The sequence below is a fragment of the Streptomyces sp. NPDC091279 genome (assembly GCF_044757465.1).
GTDB lineage: Bacteria > Actinomycetota > Actinomycetes > Streptomycetales > Streptomycetaceae > Streptomyces.
On record NZ_JBIVVA010000007.1, the window covers coordinates 190,249 to 208,125 of the forward strand.

A 17,877-nucleotide genomic window follows, 5' to 3' on the forward strand; every position below is an offset into this window, starting at 1 on the left:
CCAAAGAATGCTGACCCGCCCGTGGGCAGGAGGGCGGGGTGGAGGCGGACGGCGAACAGGGCGGGCAGGGGGGCCCGTTGAACGGACTCCCCCTGCCCACCCTTTGTGTGTCAGCCGTTATGTCGCGGGGTCCACGCCCCGACGGTTCAGGACAGCTTGACGGTGTCCCACAGGACGTTGTGCCCGGCGACCTCGACGCTCTTGATCTTCGAGCTGAAGCCACCGTTGAGGCGGTAGAAGTACACCGGGATGTACGGCATGTCCTTGAGGACCACGTCGTCGGCGGCCTGGTACTGCTTCACGGCCCCGGCCGAGTCGGTGGCCTGGTCGCCCGCGGCGAGCAGCTTCTCGAACTGCTCGTTCGTGTAGCCCGCGTAGTTGGAGCCGTTGGCGATGGCGTCCTTGGAGAAGATCGGGCGGAGGTAGTTCTCCATGTTCGGGTAGTCCATGTTCCAGCCCATCCGGAACGCGCCCTTGTACTTCTTGGCGTCCAGGTCGTTCAGGATCGTCTGGAACTGCTCGAACGGCTTCGCGGTCACCTTGATGCCCAGCGCGCTCTGGATCTGGTTGGCGACGGCCTGGACCCAGGCCTTGTGGTCGCCGTCGGCGTTGTAGCCGATCTCCAGGGTGTTGCCCGGCAGGCCGCCGCTCTCCTTGTAGAGCTTCTTGGCGGCGGCGGGGTCGTAGGTGCACGCCGTGCCGCAGGCGCCCTTGCGGTAGCCGTCGATGATCGGGCTGATGTAGTCGTCGGCGGGGGTGCGCGCGCCGAGGAAGATCTTCTCCGCGATCGTCTTCCGGTCGATGGCCATCGAGATCGACTTGCGCAGATCGGCGTTCTGGAACGCCTTGTTGTACTTCAGCGGGAAGCCGATGTAACCGACGCCGGAGTCCGGGATGTCGATCGAGCGGTCCGGGAGGTCCTTCTTGTACGTGGCCAGACCCGAGGTCGGGATGTTGATGTCCAGGTCGATGTTGCCGGCGACCAGGTCCTTGTACGCGGTGTCGAGGTTCGAGTAGATCTGGAACTTGATCTGCTTGACCGCGTAGCTCGACGCCTTGGGGTACTTGGCGTACTTGGTCACGGTGATGGACTCGTTGTGCTCGACCGAGCCCTTCATCTCGTAGGGGCCGTTGCCGATCGGCTTCTCACCGAAGGCCTTCGGGTCCTTGTAGAACGCCGTGGGCAGCGGGTCGAAGGCGAGGTAGGAGAGCTGCGCGGGGAACGCCGAGAACGGCGCCGTCAGCGTCACCTGGAGCGTGGAGTCGTCGACGACCTTGAGGCCGGACAGACCCTTCGCGGTGACCTTCTTCTTCGCGCCCGGGTTGAGGTCCGCGTAGCCCGCGATGTGCGAGAACAGCGCGTTGGTCTGCTGCGCGTTGTCCTGGTTCGCGCCGTAGTTCCAGGCGTCGGCGAAGGACTTGGCGGTCACCTTCTCACCGTTGTGGAAGGTGTAGCCCGACTTCAGCTTGATCGTCCAGACCTTGCTGTCCTTGGTCTCGATGGACTGCGCGACGTCGTTGACGACCTTGTTCTGGCCGTTGAGCCGGGTGAGACCGCTGAAGAGCGCGCTGACGACCTGGCCGCCCTCGGTCTCGTACGTGTTCGTGGGGATCAGGCCGTTCTGCGGCTCACCGATCTCCATCGAGACGGAACCGTCGCTGCCCCCGCTGGCGCCGTCGCCACCCCCACCACAGGCCGTCGCACCCAGTGCCACAACCGCGGCTATCGCAACCCACTTGGCGCTTCTGGCACCACGCATGGGGCCCCTCCTCATTAAGTCCATAGGTTCACCGCACGGAAGGGCACACGACGCATCACCGTCACCGGTGCCTGAAATGGTCAAGTGCCCCCGAGCTCGCAGGTCGGCCTGGCGAGGCCGTGACCCGAGGTCCGAGCTGTCTACGCGCCTAACTATCTGCCATCGGCCAGGACCGAACCACACCCCCCAGGTCTCGGTTCAATCACAGCTGGCGTGAAGGTCTTTCAAAATCCGGACAAACCGTTTGCTGAAAGATCCTTACGAAACGGACCTGTTACACAAGTATCGACATCGAGTGTCCGGAATGCGGACGCGTGGTCCAGAAAACCAGTTGCGGTGAACGGCGGAGCGACACTCGACGCCGTACCGGGGTGCCTGCCCCCGTGCGAAGCCCAGACGAGCCGGGCATTCGGCACACCCTAGCGCCGCGTCACCGGGTAGGTCACCGACTCCGGGCGATGCCGCGAGACCGTAGGGAAAACCCTGTATCCGGACGCCTTTCAGGGCCACTTCCGGCCAGGGACGCGACGTGGCCGGACCCCCAGAGGAGATCCGGCCACGGATGGAACGTCGGTGAGATCAGCCGTGCTTGGCCCGGCTGGCCGCGCGGGCGCGCTCACGCGCGTCCAGGTTCACCTTGCGGATACGGACCGCCTCCGGGGTCACCTCGACGCACTCGTCGTCGCGGCAGAACTCCAGGGACTGTTCGAGCGACAGCTTGCGCGGCGGCACGATCGCCTCGAACGAGTCGGCCGACGAGGACCGCATGTTCGTCAGCTTCTTCTCCTTGGTGATGTTCACGTCCATGTCGTCGGAGCGCGAGTTCTCGCCGACGATCATGCCCTCGTACACCTCGGTGCCGGGGTCGGTGAACAGCACGCCGCGCTCCTGGAGGTTCGTCATCGCGAACGCGGTGACGGCACCGGCGCGGTCGGCGACCAGGGAGCCGTTGTTGCGGGTCGCGAGGGTGCCGAACCAGGGCTCGTGACCCTCGTGGATCGAGTGCCCGATGCCGGTGCCGCGGGTCTGCGTGAGGAACTCGGTACGGAAGCCGATGAGACCGCGCGACGGCACCACGAACTCCATGCGGACCCAGCCCGAGCCGTGGTTGGACATGTTGTCCATGCGGCCCTTGCGCACGCCCATGAGCTGCGTGACGGCGCCCATGTGCTCCTCGGGCACGTCGATCGTCATGCGCTCGACGGGCTCGTGGACCTTGCCGTCGATCTCCTGCGTGACCACCTGCGGCTTGCCGATGGTCAGCTCGAAGCCCTCGCGGCGCATCTGCTCGACCAGGATGGCGAGCGCCAGCTCACCGCGGCCCTGCACCTCCCAGGCGTCGGGGCGCTCGGTGTCGAGGACGCGCAGCGAGACGTTACCGATCAACTCGCGGTCGAGACGGTCCTTGACCTGGCGGGCCGTCACCTTGCGGTCCTTGACGGCCGCCTTCGCGTCGGCGCCCTTGCCGGTGCCGCCCCGGCCGACCAGCGGCGAGGTGTTGGTGCCGATGGTCATGGAGATCGCCGGCTCGTCGACCGTGATGAGCGGCAGCGCGACCGGGTTCTCGGGGTCGGCGAGGGTCTCGCCGATCATGATGTCCGAGATACCGGCGACGGCACAGATGTCACCGGGGCCCGCCTTCTCGGCGGGCTTGCGGGTGAGGGCCTCGGTCATCATCAGCTCGGAGATGCGCACGTTGCTGACCGAGCCGTCGCGCTTGATCCAGGCGACGGTCTGGCCCTTGCGCAGCTCGCCCTGCTCGACGCGGAGCAGCGCGATACGGCCGAGGAAGTTGTCGGCGTCCAGGTTGGTGACGTGGGCCTGGAGCGGGGCTTCCTCGTCGTAGGTCGGCGCCGGGATGTGCTGGAGGATCGTCGAGAAGAACGGCTCCAGGCTGGTGGAGTCGGCCGGGACGGTGCCGTTCTCAGGCTTGGTCAGCGAGGCGATGCCGTCACGGCCGCAGGAGTAGACGATCGGGAACTCGATCTGCTCCTCGTCCGCGTCCAGGTCGAGGAAGAGGTCGTACGTCTCGTTGACGACCTCGTCGATCCGGGCGTCGGGGCGGTCCGTCTTGTTGATGCAGAGGATGACGGGCAGCCGGGCCTGGAGCGCCTTGCGGAGCACGAAGCGGGTCTGCGGCAGCGGGCCCTCGGAGGCGTCGACGAGGAGCACCACGCCGTCCACCATCGACAGACCGCGCTCGACCTCGCCGCCGAAGTCGGCGTGGCCGGGGGTGTCGATGATGTTGATGGTGATGACGTCCCCCCCGTCCTTCGGGTGGTACTTCACCGCCGTGTTCTTGGCGAGGATCGTGATGCCCTTCTCACGCTCCAGGTCGTTCGAGTCCATCATGCGGTCGTCGACGCCTTCGAGCTGATGGGCGGCGAAGGCACCGGCCTGCTTCAGCATGCCGTCGACGATGGTCGTCTTGCCGTGGTCGACGTGGGCGACGATGGCGACGTTGCGGATGTCGTGGCGCGTGGCCATATTGCGGAGTACTCCCGGAGTGTGAGGAAGGCCTTCGCGTACGTCCGTGTGACGCGGGCCCTGCCGGGCTTGACATGCCACGGCCTCACCCCATGTTACGGGCCTAATGTGACCGGGGCGCGCCCGGTGGCATCACCCCAGCTCAGGCCCGGTTCCAGCGCCCACGGGGCGGCAAAAGCACGCTCTTCCGCCCCCACCGGCCCCCGACGCACGAAGGCCGCCGCCCCTACCGGAGGAGCGACGACCTTGACACGACCCGAACCGGCTGAGTCCCACGATCCGAACGGCCCTAGTCCCATGCGTCGAACCCGCCGGGTCCCACGCGTCGAACGGTCCGGTGACCACACCCCGGACAGGTCCGCCCCGACTCGGTCATACGGGCGGGGCCGGAGTTCCGTCGTAGGGGCAGAGAGGTCGCAGGAGCGGAGACAGAGAGGGGGGAAGGAAGGCAGGGGGGAAGGAAGGCAGGGGGGAAGGCAGGGAGGGAGGAAGGAAGGGAGGGCTCAGTCGCCGGTCGGGGCGGCGGACGGCTTGGCGCCCTTCTTCAGGAAGCCCATGTCTTCGTAGACGGGGCTCTGGAAGCCGAAGGAACCGACGTTGGCGAGATTCGAGCGGGCGGCCGTGAGCTGGGGGCGCTGGTAGAGCGGGATGGACCCGGCGGTGGCCCAGATCCGGGAGTCGGCCTTGCGGATCAGGGCACGGCTCTCGTCGTCGTCCAGCGTCCCGGCGGCCTGGTCGAACAGCTGGTCGACCTGGTCGGTGCCGACGCGGGTGTAGTTCTGCTCGACGTTCAGGGAGCCGTCGGCGGCCGGGACGGGCTTGGCGTAGATGGGCCGCGCATCGGTGGCCGGGAAGGCGGAGGCGGGCCAGGAGTAGAGAGCGAGATCGTACTGACCGGAGGCGATGTGGTCCTTGAAGTAGCTGCTGTCGGAGACCTTGGTGATGTCGGTGCGGATGCCGACCTTCTCCAGCATGGTGCTGATCTTGTCGGCGACCGCCCGCAGCGAGCCGGAACCGGAACCCGACGGGAGCACGAAGCGCAGGGTGAGCGGCTTGCCGTCCTTGGCGAGCGGACCGGCCGCGGGCGAGGGAGCGGCGGTGCCCTTGGGGGCGTAGGCACCGGCGGCGCCGCCCTGCTTGAGGTGCTGGTCGTACTTGCCGTCGGCGAGGTGCTTGGCGCCGTCCTCGTTCTCCTTGGCGCCCTTGTCCTCGTGGTCGGTGTACTCGCTGCGCTCGCCGCGGGCCTTGTTGTCCTCGCCGACGATGTAGGTGCCGTCCTCGCCGCCCTCGGAGTCGTCGGCCTTCTGGCCCTCGGCACCGGCCGCCTTGTCGCCCTTGCCCTTCTTCTTGTCCTTGAGGGGGCCGCCGGGCACCCACCCGGCGTCGGCGAGCAGCGCCTGCGCCTCGGCGGTGTCCTGGTCGCCGAGGGCGCCGCTGTTGTCGGCATAGGCGGCCTGCCCGGCGAGGGCGAGGTGGCTGCCGATGGCGACGGCGGGCAGGCCGAGCGGCTTGAGGACGACGGCGGCGAGCGCCTTGCGGTCGAGGGCGCGGGCCACGGCCCGGCGGACCCGCTCGTCGGCGAGGGGGCCGTCGGAGCCGTTCATGGCGAGCTGGGTGTAGGCCGGTTCGAGGGACTTGCGGACGTCGAAGCCGCGCAGGGCCTGCTGCTGGCGTTCGTACGTGGCGATGGCCTTGCGCTGCTTCTTGCGGGCGCGGAGTTCTTCGTCGGCGGCGTCCTCGTCGGTGCCGTTGGCGATGGCCCAGGAGCGCAGGTCCTTGGCGGCGGTACGGCCACCGGCGGGCCCCGCGGCGCCCTGCGACAGGGTGCCGCCCGCACCGGGGTGTCCGGCGTGGGCGATGCGGGAGGCGGTGTCGGGGTCGATCTCGGCGAGGTCGACCTTCCCGGCGGCGAGCGCGGCGGCCCGCTTGGAGCGCGGGACGGCCTTGAGGTCGATCTCGGCGAGCTTGGCGGGCCTGCCCCACCAGCGCGGGTTGCGGGCGAGGGTGATCTGCTCGTCGTCCCGGTCGATCGACTTCACGCTGAACGGCCCGGCGGTCACCTTGAGCTTGCGCCGCGCCCCGTCGTTGAACGCGTCCGGGGTGCCCATCACGCTCTTCGGGTACAGCGGCGAGAACAGCGACCGCCAGTCCGCGTACGGCCGCGCGAAGGTGACCTTGACCTCCAGGTCGTTGGCGCCCTTCTGGATGTTCGCGATCCGGTCGTACCCGGCGTTGCGGGCGGTCCAGTAGGCGCTGTCCTTGCCGGACAGGGCACGCCACTGGGCGGCGAAGTCGGCGGCGCCGATCTCCCGGCCGTCGCTCCACACGGCCTGCTGGTTCAGCTTGTAGAGCACGACCTGCCGGGGCTCGGTCGCGACGACCTTGGCGGACTCCAGATAGTCCGCCGCCCGCTGCGGCCGCCCCTGCGCGTCCATCCGGAACATCGCAGGCAGCACGGCCTGCGCGACCCGGTTGGTGGCCGCGTCGGCGTCCGCCTGGAACGTGTTGAGGGTCTCCGGAACGTCGTCCACGGCCCAGCGCAGGGTGCCGCCGTCGGCGATCTGGTCCCGGGCGGCCGGCGCGATGTCCTGCCCGGCGAGCGGCTTCCCGGCCTCGTCGTCGGAACTGCATCCGGCAAGCACGGGCACCGCGAGCGCACCCGCGGTGAGGAAGGCGACCGAGCGCATGACCGCGCGCAGTCCGACGCCGTGGTGGGACATGTCGTCTACCTCCGGGAGAGACCGCCGCCGATCACGTTTGGCGGTATATGGAGCTGATCAGATCTATGCGGCCACTGAAGATGACGAATTCACCACAACGCCCCCGACACGACGACCAACCTCCACAAGCCCACCCATGCGGCGCAACCCCCACCAGCCCGCCCGGCGTCTGGGGTCTCTTGGACGCGAGGGCAGCGCAGGCCGGTGTCAACCAACCAGCCCGTCCGGCGCTTGAGGACGAGGCCGTCCAGGCCGAAGGGGGGTCTGGGGGCACAGCCCCCAGAGTCTGGTGCCCGAGCAACTCGATGCAGGCCAGCACATTCCAGCCCGTCCGGCGCTTGAGGACGAGGCCCGTTCAGGGCCGAAGCGGGGGTCTGGGGGCGCAGCCCCCAGGTCTCTTGGACGCGAGGGCAGCGCAGGCCAGTGCAACTCAGCCCGTCCGGCGCTTGAGGACGAGGCCCGTTCAGGGCCGAAGCGGGGGTCTGGGGGCGCAGCCCCCGGGTCTCTTCGGCGCGAGGGCAGCGCAGGCCAGTGCAACTCAGCCCGTCCGGCGTTTGAGGACGAGGCCCGTTCAGGGCCGAAGCGGGGGTCTGGGGGCACAGCCCCCAGGTCTCTTGGGCGCGAGGGCAGCGCAGGCCACAACATCCAGCCCGTCCGGCGCTTGAGGACAAGGCCCCTCGCCGCACCCGGCGAGGAAACAGCGCGCCCCAGCCAATCCGTGCACACGCCTTCCCACCGCGAGGTGAGACACGCAACACTCGCAGACGCATGAACGACCCCGCCCAGGGCCCCGCCGCCACAGGGAAGTGAGGCCACGTCATGTCCCTCCAAGACGACCTGACGTCAGTCCGACGCAGCGTCGAAGACCTGCTCACCTCCGTCGGCCGCCTCGAAAAACACCTCGGCCCCCACGGCATGGACATGCGCCGCGTCCGCAACGACGCCAACCACCTCCACGAGAGCCTCGCCCTGTTGCAGGCGGCCACCAAACCCCCCGCGACGCCCAGCGCCAGCGACCTCGTACCGGTCCCCGACACCCCGTACGACACCACCCTGTGGACGGACTCGGACGACGAAGGCGTCGGCGCCCGCCACCACGCCCCCTGAACCCGACCGGAGTCAACCCTTGACCACTGGTACGGAACCCACCCCCCGCCCGACCGGCGTCCGCACCGCGACCCGCGCCGCGATCACCGCCCGCCACCTGCGCACGGACCGCTGGTGGCTGGCCCCGGCCGGCACGGCGGCCGGCCTGCTCGCGTTCATCGTCTACTCGACGTGGCGGGCGCTCGCCGACGCGGACTACTACGCGGCGCCGTACGTGTCGCCGTTCTACTCGCCCTGTCTGGCGGAGCGCTGCCAGACCATGCACAGCGGTCCGAACGCGGACCTGTTCGGGAGTTGGTGGGCGATCTCCCCGGCGGTGATCATCCTGGTCTTCCCGCTCGGTTTCCGGCTGACCTGCTACTACTACCGCAAGGCCTACTACCGGGGTTTCTGGGCGTCGCCGCCGGCCTGCGCGGTGGCCGAGCCGCACGCGACGTACTCCGGTGAGACGCGCTTCCCGCTGGTTCTTCAGAACCTGCACCGGTACTTCTTCTACGCGGCGATCCTGGTGGCGGGGGTGCTGACGTACGACACGGTGCTGTCGTTCCGCGACGCGCAGCACCGGTGGGGCCATATGGGCCTGGGCACCGTGGTGTTCGTGGCCAACGTGGCGTTGATCTGGGCGTACACGCTCTCCTGCCACTCCTGTCGGCACATCGTCGGCGGCAAGCTGAAGCACTTCTCCCGGCACCCCGTGCGCTACCGGGCCTGGCGGGTCGTCGGACAACTGAATGCCCGTCATATGCAGCTCGCCTGGGCGTCGTTGGTGAGTGTGGCGGCCGCCGACCTCTATGTGTACCTGCTCGCGTCCGGCGTCTTCGACGATCCGAGGTTCTTCTGATGTCCGTGGTCGACCGCCAGGAGTGGGACGTTGTCGTGGTCGGCGCCGGTGGCGCGGGGCTGCGGGCGGCGATCGAGGCGCGGGAGCGGGGCGCCCGGACGGCGGTGATCTGCAAGTCGCTGTTCGGCAAGGCGCACACGGTGATGGCCGAGGGCGGCATCGCGGCGGCGATGGGCAACGTCAACTCCGGCGACAACTGGCAGGTCCACTTCCGGGACACCCTGCGCGGCGGCAAGTTCCTCAACCAGTGGCGGATGGCGGAGCTGCACGCGAAGGAAGCCCCGGACCGGGTATGGGAGTTGGAGACCTGGGGCGCCCTCTTCGACCGGACGCGGGACGGCCGGATCTCGCAGCGCAACTTCGGCGGCCACGAGTACCCGCGCCTCGCGCACGTCGGCGACCGCACCGGCCTGGAGCTGATCCGCACCCTCCAGCAGCGGATCGTGGCGTTCCAGCAGCAGGACAAGAAGGAGACCGGCGATTACGAGTCCCGGCTGAAGGTCTTCCAGGAGTGCACGGTGACACGGGTGTTGAAGGACGGCACCCGCGTCTCCGGCGTCTTCGCCTACACGCGGGAGTCGGGCCGTTTCTTCGTCCTGGAAGCGCCCTCCGTGGTGATCGCCACCGGCGGCATCGGCAAGTCCTTCAAGGTGACGTCGAATTCATGGGAGTACACCGGCGACGGTCACGCGCTGGCGCTGCTCGCCGGGGCGCCGTTGCTGAACATGGAGTTCGTGCAGTTCCATCCGACGGGCATGGTCTGGCCGCCGTCGGTGAAGGGCATCCTGGTCACGGAGTCGGTGCGCGGGGACGGCGGGGTGCTGCGCAACTCCGCCGGGAAACGGTTCATGTTCGACTACATCCCCGATGTCTTCAAGGAGAAGTACGCGGAGTCGGAGGAGGAGGGCGACCGCTGGTACGAGGACCCGGACCGCAACCGGCGCCCCCCTGAGCTGCTCCCCCGCGACGAGGTCGCCCGCGCCATCAACTCCGAGGTGAAGGCGGGCCGGGGCTCCCCGCACGGCGGGGTCTTCCTGGACGTGTCGACGCGGATGCCGGCCGAGGTGATCCGGCGCCGACTGCCGTCGATGTACCACCAGTTCAAGGAGTTGGCCGACGTCGACATCACGGCGGAGGCGATGGAGGTCGGGCCCACCTGTCACTACGTGATGGGCGGCATCGCCGTCGATTCCGAGACGGCGGCGGCGCGCGGGGTGCCGGGGCTGTACGCGGCCGGTGAGGTGGCGGGCGGCATGCACGGCTCGAACCGGCTGGGCGGCAACTCCCTGTCGGATCTGCTGGTGTTCGGGCGCCGGGCGGGTCTGCACGCGGCCGAGCACGCGGCGGCCCACGCGTTCGAGCGGCCGGGCGTGGACGCCGTTCAGGTGGAGTCGGCGGCGGCGGAGGCGCTGCGCCCGTTCTCGGCGGAGGAGCAACTGCCGTTCGACGGCGATGAGTTGGGGTCGACGGCGACGCGGCCGCCCGAGAACCCGTACACCCTGCACCAGGAACTCCAGCAGACGATGAACGACCTGGTCGGCATCATCCGCCGGGAGGGCGAGATGGAACAGGCCCTGGAGCGGCTGGCGGAGTTGCGGACTCGGGCCAGGCGGGCGGGGGTCGAGGGGCACCGCCAGTTCAACCCGGGCTGGCATCTCGCCCTGGACCTGCGGAACATGCTGCTGGTCAGCGAGTGCGTGGCGCGGGCCGCGCTGGAGCGCACGGAGTCGCGCGGCGGCCACACCCGCGAGGACCACCCGACGATGGAACGGTACTGGCGCCACGTCAACCTGCTCTGCACGCTGGCCGATTCACCCGACGAGCCCGTCCAGGGCCGGGGCCGGATCGCCCTGTCCCGCGAGAACACCCCGCCCATCCGCCCCGACCTGCTCGCCCTCTTCGAGAAGGAGGAGCTGGTCAAGTACCTGGCCGAAGAGGAGCTATTCGAGTGAGCAGCTACCAGGCCCGCTTCAAGGTGTGGCGGGGCGACGCGGAGGGCGGGGCGCTTCAGGACTTCACGGTCGAGGTGAACGACGGTGAGGTCGTCCTCGACATCGTGCACCGCCTCCAGGCCACTCAGGCGCCCGACCTCGCCGTTCGCTGGAACTGCAAGGCGGGCAAGTGCGGTTCGTGTTCGGCGGAGATCAACGGCCGCCCCCGGCTGCTGTGCATGACCCGCATGTCGGTGTTCACGCGGGAGGAGACGATCACCGTCACTCCGCTGCGGGCCTTCCCGGTCGTGCGCGATCTGGTGACCGACGTGGGCTTCAACTACCAGAAGGCGAGGGAGGTTCCGGCCTTCGTGCCGCCCGCCGGACTGGCTCCCGGCGCGTACCGGATGGCGCAGGAGGACGTGGACCGCTCGCAGGAGTTCCGCAAGTGCATCGAGTGTTTCCTCTGCCAGGACACCTGCCATGTGGTGCGTGACCACGAGGAGAACAAACCGGCGTTCGCGGGCCCGCGTTTCCTGATGCGGGTCGCGGAGCTGGACATGCACCCGCTCGACGCCGCCGCCGAGACCGGCCTCGACCGCAAGGCCACCGCGCAGGACGAGCACGGCCTCGGCTACTGCAACATCACCAAGTGCTGCACGGAGGTCTGCCCCGAACACATCCGCATCACGGACAACGCCCTGATCCCCCTCAAGGAACGAGCCGCCGACCGCAAGTACGACCCCTTGGTCTGGCTGGGTTCGAAGATCAGGAGGCGCCCGTAATACCCGTAGCCCCCGTCACACGCATCGCAGCCGTCGCACCCGTAGCCCCCGTCACTTCACACGCACCCACCCCTCCCGGTAGGCCGTCCAGTCGGCCTCGGTGGCCGCGAAGTCGACGTACAGGGCGACCCCGAACCGGGCGCGGTCGGCATCGGTGCGGGTCAGTCCGAGCCGTACGCCCCGGACGGCCGCCGGGACGGTCTCGGCGGCGGCCCGGTGCCCGAGCTTGGTCTCGTGGAAGAACGGCAGCCCCATCAGCAGGTCCGTCGACTTCGGGGTGACCTCCAGGGCCAGCGAGGTCTGCCGGGCGACATACCCGCCGTACAGGCTCCGCACCGGCATCGCGGTGTCGTACGACATCACGGCGATCTGGTCGACCCGCCGGGCCACCTGCCCGAAGTACGCCTGCGACCACCATTTGGGGTGCCCGGTGAGCGTGTCCAGGACGGAGTGCAGCGCGGGCAGCGGGTCGATCTGATGCGCGGCGACGGACAACGGCACCCCGCGCGCGCCGGTGACCCGGTGCAGGTCGTCGAGGAGGCCGAGGTAGTCGCGGTCCCCTGAGTGCAGGGGCTCCAGGTCGAAGTGGACGCCGTCGAACCCGGCGTCCAGGATCTGCCGGGTCGATCCGACGATCGCGGCCCGGGTCGCGCCCCGCTCCAGGCGCAGCCCCTCGGGCGTCTCGGTCGCCAGCCTGTCCCCGAGCCACGCCTGCACCCGCACCCCGGGAACGGCCCGATGCACCGCCCCGATCAGCCAACCCGCCCGCGTGTAGGCCGACGTGGGCAGTGTCCCGTCATGCTCCAACGGCCCCGCGTGCACATACAGATCCCGTATCCCGGTCCCCTTCAGCCGCCGGGCGAGCGCGTCGACGTCACCGTCCTTCTTGCGCCCGTCGACCCAGGCATGCCCCAGCCACACCGCGTCCCGCCCCCGGCTCTTTGCCCCGCCGCCGGGCTCACCCGCATAGGCGACCCGCAGGGCAACGGCAGCGGCGACGACCGGCACGACCAGCAGGAGAACGACCCCGAGGGCGACCCACCGCCCCCGACGCCGACGCCCGCGCACCCGGGGCAACGGCTCCGCACCGCCGCCCCGCCCCGACGGCTCGGCCGGGACCCGCTCGCCGTCGCCGCCGTCGGCCCCCGAACCGGCGTCCGGCCCCCGCTCCCGCTCCCGCTCCCCCGACCGCTCGTCCACGCGCCCACCCCTCCCCTGCCCCTGGCCCTTGTCCTCGCCCGTCACCACCCACCTCGCCCCGCCCTCCCCCTGTCTCCCCACCCCGGCGCACCCCGCTCGCGGGCGCGCATTCCTGCTCATACGCTCCCCCATGTGACGTCATCCTTGTTCCGGGGGCGGCCCAGGCGCCGCGCGCCCGCCTCCATATCGGCGCGGATGCTGTACACGGTGCTGGGCGGGCTGACGGGACTCGTGTGGCTGGTGCTGCCCGGGGTGACGTCCCACAGCACCACTCCGGTTCCGGCCCACCGCACCACTGAGGCCCCGGCCGACCAGGCACCCGCCCCCGCCACGGTCGCCGCCGAGACCTCCGCCACCGACCTGGTGGTACCGCTGGTCGCGGTGGTCGTCGCCGTGGTCCTCGGGGGGTACGGGTATCTCCGGCGCACCCGGCGGGCCCGCACCCGGACGACCCCCGCCCGGTCGGCCCCGTACGCCGGAAGTACCCCGCCCCCGTTGTCCGAGGTGGACGAACAGGTACGGACCCTGCTCGTGGAGGCCGACGACTGGGTCCGGGTGGCCCGGGAGGAACTGGACTTCGCGGAGGCGTCCCTGGGGGCCCCGGCCGTCATCCCCTACGTGCGGGCCGTGCGGGAGGCCGAGGCCGAGTTGTCGGCCGCCTTCCGGATGCGCGAGCAGTACGACGCCGGGGTACCCGAGGACCCCGCCGAGCGGCGCCAGGCGCTCGCCGGGATCATCGGCCGGTGCCAGGAGGCGGGCTGGCGGCTCGACACGGACGCGGACGGGTTCGACCGGCTGCGGGGGCTGGAACGCGGGTCGGCGGCGGGGCTCGCGGACGCGCTGGTGGTCGCGGAGACACGGTTCCGGAGGCTGGCCGGGTCCATCGGCGGTGCCGAGGCACGGCTCGTCGGCCTCGGGGCGCGGTACGGCACCGGCGCCACCGCGTCCGTCACCGGGTACCCCGAACAGGCCAGGGACCGGCTCGTGTTCGCCACCGCCCGCCTCAACGCGTCCCACCAGTGCGCCGACCGGGGCGAGCCGGACCGGGCCGCCCGGCACCTGCGCGCCGCCGAGGGCGCGATCGCCCAGGCCGACGGCTTCGTCACCGCCGTTGACCGCCTGGCCACCACCCTGGCATCGGCCGACCGCCTCCTCCCCAGCGCCCTGACGGACGCGGAAGCCGACCTCGCCCAGGCCCACAAGCCCACCCCCGAGCACGCCCCGCCGCCAGCGACCCCCGGCCGGCTCCGCCCGGACCCCGGCCCCACCGGAGCCACCCGCACCGCCCCGGACAACGACACGAGCGCCACACCCCCCACCGACCCCGACCACCCCCACCCGGACAACACCCCACCCGAACCACCGCCCCCCGAGCCCGACTTGCCCCACCCGGAGAGCGCCCCGGGCACAGCCCCCCGCCCCCAACCCGACCCACCCCACCCAGAGAACGGCCCAGCCGCAGCCACCCCCGCCGAACCCGACCGCCCCCGCCCGGAGGGCAACAGCGGCGGCGCGACCCGCCCCCAACCCGAGCAACCCCTCCCGGAGGGCACCGGTGGCGGGGCGTCGCTCGCCCAACCTGCCTTGTCCCAGGCTGAGTTCACCGGCGTGCCCCGTCGGGGCTGGCGTGCGTTCACCGTGCGGCGTTCCTCCCCGCCGGTCCTTCCCGCGAGCCGTGTGGCCGGAGGTGAGGCCGTCGACTCTCCTTATGCGTCCGGCGAGTTGGGGGCTCGGGTCGAGTCGGCCGGTGGGGTGCTCGGGGGTGTTCGGCGGATGGTGGCCGGTGGGGTGTACGACCCGCTCGACGCGCTACGGCGGGTCGTCGTCGCCATGTGGCCGCTGGACCCCGGGCGGACCGGGGCGGTCGCGGGGGCGGCGGCGCTGGTCGCCGAGCACGCCACCGCCGACGCGGACACCTTCGTCGGCACGCATCGAGGTGCCGTGGGCAGCGAGGCGCGGACCCGACTGGCGGCGGCGGTACGGCAGTTGGAGGCCGATCCGGTCGCCGCCGACGCGTCGGCCCGGCGGGCGCGGGAGCTGGCCGAGCGGGACGTGCGCGCGCACGGCAACCCCCTCACCGGCGCGACCGGGCACGAGAGCGGGTTGGCGGGCGCGCTGCTCGGCGGCGTTCTACTGTCTCCCGCGAGCGCGCATCCGGCCGCCGCCGTCGGCCCGCCGCCGAGCTTCGGCGGGCCCCGCACCTGGGGGCGCCGGGCGGGCGAGCCGGCGTAACGGCGGGGTCAGAAGAGGCTGAGGAGCGCCTCCGCCGGGTCGGTCAGGCCCGTTTCGCCGTCGGGGAGCGGGAGTTCGAACCAGACCGTCTTGCCCCGGGGGGTGCGGCGGGAGCCCCAGGACGTGCTGAGCAGGCCGACGAGTTGCAGGCCACGGCCGCCCTCGTCGGTGTCGCGGGCGCGGCGGCGGCGCGGCTGGACCAGGCCGGAGTCCCAGACCTCGCAGACCAGGGTGCGGTCGAGGAGGAGCCGGAGCCGGATCTCGCCCTCGCCGTAGCGCAGGGCGTTGGTGACGAGTTCGCTGACGAGGAGTTCGGCGGTGTCGACGAGGGGTTCGAGGTCCCAGGCGATCAGCTGGGTGCGGGCGTACTCGCGGGCGCGGCCGACGCTGCGGGGCTCGCGGGGCAGTGTCCAGTCGCCGACGGAATCGGCGGGCAGGCCCTGGACGCGGGCCATGAGCAGGGCGATGTCGTCCTCGCCGTGGTGGGTGTCGAGGGTGTTGAGGACGTGGTCGCAGACGTCCTCAAGGGGTTGGGAGGGGTCGGTGAGCGCGCCGACGAAGGCCTGGAGCCCCTCGTCGAGCGGGTGGTCGCGGGACTCGACGAGGCCGTCGGTGTAGAGGGCGAGGAGCGCGCCCTCGGGCAGGTCGACCTCGACCTCCTCGAACGGTTCCCCGCCGACCCCCAGGGGCATCCCGGGCGGGACGTCGAGCATCAGCGCGTCCTCGCCGGGTTCGACGAGGACCGGCGGGAGGTGACCGGCGTTGGCGAAGGTGCAGCGGCGGGTGACGGAGTCGTAGACGGCGTAGACGCAGGTGGCGAGGTACACCTCGGACAGGTCGGCCTCACGGGGCCGCCGGGCGGAGCGGGTGGCCTGCTGGACCCCGCCGGGTGCGCCGAGGCCGCGGGCGATCTCGTCCAACGCGCTGAGGACTTCGGCGGGTTCGAGGTCGAGCAGGGCCAACGTGCGCACGGCGGAGCGCAGTTCGCCCATCGCGACGGCGGCACGCAGGCCGCGCCCCATGACATCGCCGACCACCAACGCGGTGCGGTGGCCCGGCAGTTCGATGACGTCGAACCAGTCGCCGCCGACCTCGCTGGGCCGGTCGGAGTTGGAGTTGCCGGGCCGGTAGCGGCAGGCGATGTCGAGGCCGGCGGCGACCGGGTCGCCGGGCGGCAGCAGGGACCGTTGCAGTATCAACGCCCGCTCGTGCTCGCGCCGGTACAGGCGCGCGTTGTCGATACAGACGGCGGCGCGCGCGGCGAGTTCCACGGCGAGGTCGCGGTCCCGGTCGCCGAACGGCTCGCTGCCCTTGGTCCGGGCGAACTGCACGAGTCCGACGACGGTGTCGTGGGCGACCATCGGCACGGCCAGGGTGGACTGCACGAGCCCGCCCTCGGAGGCCGGTACCCGCTGGGTGCGGGCGGTGCGCAGGGCGTCCGCGCAGGGGGAGTTGAAGGGGTAGTGGTGGACGGCGCCGAGTTCGACGGAGGTGGCGCCGCCGACGAACGGGGCGTCGGAGACGGCGCTGGCGAAGGCGACCCGGCGCAGCGCGGCGCTGCCGTCGGCGAGGCCGGGCGGCGTCTCGTCCCCGGCGAGGAGCCCTTGGTAGAGGTCGACGGTGGCGAGGTCGCAGAAGCCGGGGACGACGACGTCGAGGAGTTCGCGGGCGGTGGTCTCCAGGTCGAGGGAGTTGCCGATGCGGGCACCGGCTTCGTTGAGGAGGGCGAGGTTGCGGCGGGCGGCGGCGGCCTCGCGGGCGGCGGCGCGGCGGGCGGTGATGTCGGTGCCCAGCCAGGCGACGCCGACGGGCCGGCCGCTTCCGCTGTGCACGCGGTAGAGGTTGACGGACCAGTGCCGGCGTTCGTCGTGGCCCGGCACGAATCCGGTGACGTGCATGTCGGTGATGGCGTTGCCGGTCTCCAGGACCCGGCGCAGGGTGGCCGTGACCCGGTCGGCCTCGCCGCGCGACAGATAGTCCTGGACGCCCCGGCCCCGGTGCAGGTCGGGGGTGCCGCCGAACAGGGAGGCGAACCGCTGGTTGACGCGCCGGACCCGTAGATCGGGGTCGATCAGCAGGAACCCGAACGGCGACTGGCCGAAGATCGACTGCGAGGCGGCGAGGTCGGTCTCGATGCTGCGCAGGGTGCGGACGTCGACGACGATGCAGACGGCGGCCTTCTGACCGTCCTCGGCCAGCGTCGGCATGACGTAGACCTCGGCGAGCCCCTCCTTGCCGTGCTCGCCGGCGCGGCCCGGTTCGGCCACCCGGAAGGGGACGACGCCGGTCCACTCGCGGCCGTCGAGGATCTCGGCCATCTTGCGCTGGCCCTGCTCGCGCAGGTCGGGGTCGACGAACGCCTCGATGGGGTCCATGCCGACGGCGTGTTCGGCGGAGATCCCGAAGAGCTGTTCGGCGCGCAGGCTCCACTGGTCGACGAGTCCGTCGGGGCCGATGGAGAAGGAGGCGACCTTGATGTAGTCGTAGATCGAGCCGGGCGGACTGCTCTGCCACAGGGCGTCGCCGGGGCGCGGGGGCTCGCCGACGCCCGCCCGCGCACGCTGCGCCTGCGGGGCCGCAGCACCCGCGATGTACGACCTCGCGCCGCCCGACGGGTCCTCGGACTCCGTGGCCTTCGCTGGTATCTCGCTCACGCGAACCGTCCCCTCCAGCTCACCGCGTCCGGCACCGGTCACCGGCAACGGCTGCCCGCAGTATCCAGCACTACGGCGCCGCACGACACGGTGTTCACGATCACAGCACGGTCCCGAAGGTTTTCGGTCCGGACCGTGACAACACTTCCAGTCTTCTAAC

At 71.0% G+C, this 17,877-nt stretch carries 10 protein-coding genes; 5 read left to right on the top strand and 5 right to left on the bottom strand.

Annotated features, from left to right (window positions below):
• Positions 1-146: 146 nt before the first annotated feature.
• The 3 genes from ACIQOU_RS19335 to ACIQOU_RS19345 form a co-directional block, all read right to left on the bottom strand.
• A complete protein-coding gene (locus ACIQOU_RS19335) occupies positions 147-1,760 on the bottom strand; it encodes an ABC transporter substrate-binding protein (protein WP_401537965.1) in 1,614 nt (537 codons plus the stop codon).
• 579 nt (positions 1,761-2,339) lie between these two features.
• Positions 2,340-4,247 carry a translational GTPase TypA gene (gene typA / locus ACIQOU_RS19340; RefSeq protein ID WP_401537966.1) on the bottom strand — a complete coding sequence of 636 codons (1,908 nt, stop codon included), beginning with the start codon at positions 4,245-4,247 and terminating at the stop codon, positions 2,340-2,342.
• A gap of 503 nt (positions 4,248-4,750) precedes the next feature.
• Complete coding sequence (locus tag ACIQOU_RS19345) at positions 4,751-6,967, bottom strand: ABC transporter family substrate-binding protein (RefSeq protein ID WP_401537967.1); 2,217 nt, start codon at positions 6,965-6,967, stop codon at positions 4,751-4,753.
• Positions 6,968-7,786: 819 nt separating this feature from the next.
• On the opposite strand from ACIQOU_RS19345, the gene ACIQOU_RS19350 reads away from it, so the two are divergent.
• The 4 genes from ACIQOU_RS19350 to ACIQOU_RS19365 are packed head-to-tail and all read left to right on the top strand — an operon-like array spanning position 7,787 to position 11,631.
• Complete coding sequence (locus ACIQOU_RS19350) at positions 7,787-8,074, top strand: hypothetical protein (protein WP_401537968.1); 288 nt, start codon at positions 7,787-7,789, stop codon at positions 8,072-8,074.
• Positions 8,075-8,093: 19 nt separating this feature from the next.
• Positions 8,094-8,915: a hypothetical protein gene (locus ACIQOU_RS19355; protein WP_401537969.1), complete on the top strand. Its 822-nt coding sequence runs from the start codon at positions 8,094-8,096 to the stop codon at positions 8,913-8,915.
• Complete coding sequence (locus tag ACIQOU_RS19360) at positions 8,915-10,867, top strand: fumarate reductase/succinate dehydrogenase flavoprotein subunit (protein WP_401537970.1); 1,953 nt, start codon at positions 8,915-8,917, stop codon at positions 10,865-10,867. Before ACIQOU_RS19355 ends, ACIQOU_RS19360 begins: the two co-directional genes overlap by 1 nt.
• The gene (locus ACIQOU_RS19365) at positions 10,864-11,631 is read left to right on the top strand and encodes a succinate dehydrogenase/fumarate reductase iron-sulfur subunit (RefSeq protein WP_401537971.1); all 768 of its coding nucleotides are present in this window, start codon (positions 10,864-10,866) and stop codon (positions 11,629-11,631) included. The genes ACIQOU_RS19360 and ACIQOU_RS19365 overlap by 4 nt, the downstream gene beginning before the upstream one ends.
• A 51-nt stretch (positions 11,632-11,682) precedes the next feature.
• Here ACIQOU_RS19365 and ACIQOU_RS19370 read toward each other — a convergent pair whose 3' ends face one another.
• Positions 11,683-12,831: a hypothetical protein gene (locus ACIQOU_RS19370; protein ID WP_401537972.1), complete on the bottom strand. Its 1,149-nt coding sequence runs from the start codon at positions 12,829-12,831 to the stop codon at positions 11,683-11,685.
• Between the two features lie 132 nt (positions 12,832-12,963).
• Here ACIQOU_RS19370 and ACIQOU_RS19375 point away from each other — a divergent pair, with 132 nt between their 5' ends.
• Entirely contained in the window at positions 12,964-15,063 is a 2,100-nt protein-coding gene (locus ACIQOU_RS19375) for a hypothetical protein (RefSeq protein WP_401537973.1), read from the top strand.
• Between the two features lie 8 nt (positions 15,064-15,071).
• On the opposite strand, the gene ACIQOU_RS19380 is transcribed toward ACIQOU_RS19375, so the two are convergent.
• A complete protein-coding gene (locus ACIQOU_RS19380) occupies positions 15,072-17,717 on the bottom strand; it encodes a SpoIIE family protein phosphatase (protein ID WP_401537974.1) in 2,646 nt (881 codons plus the stop codon).
• Between the last annotated feature and the right edge of the window lie 160 nt (positions 17,718-17,877).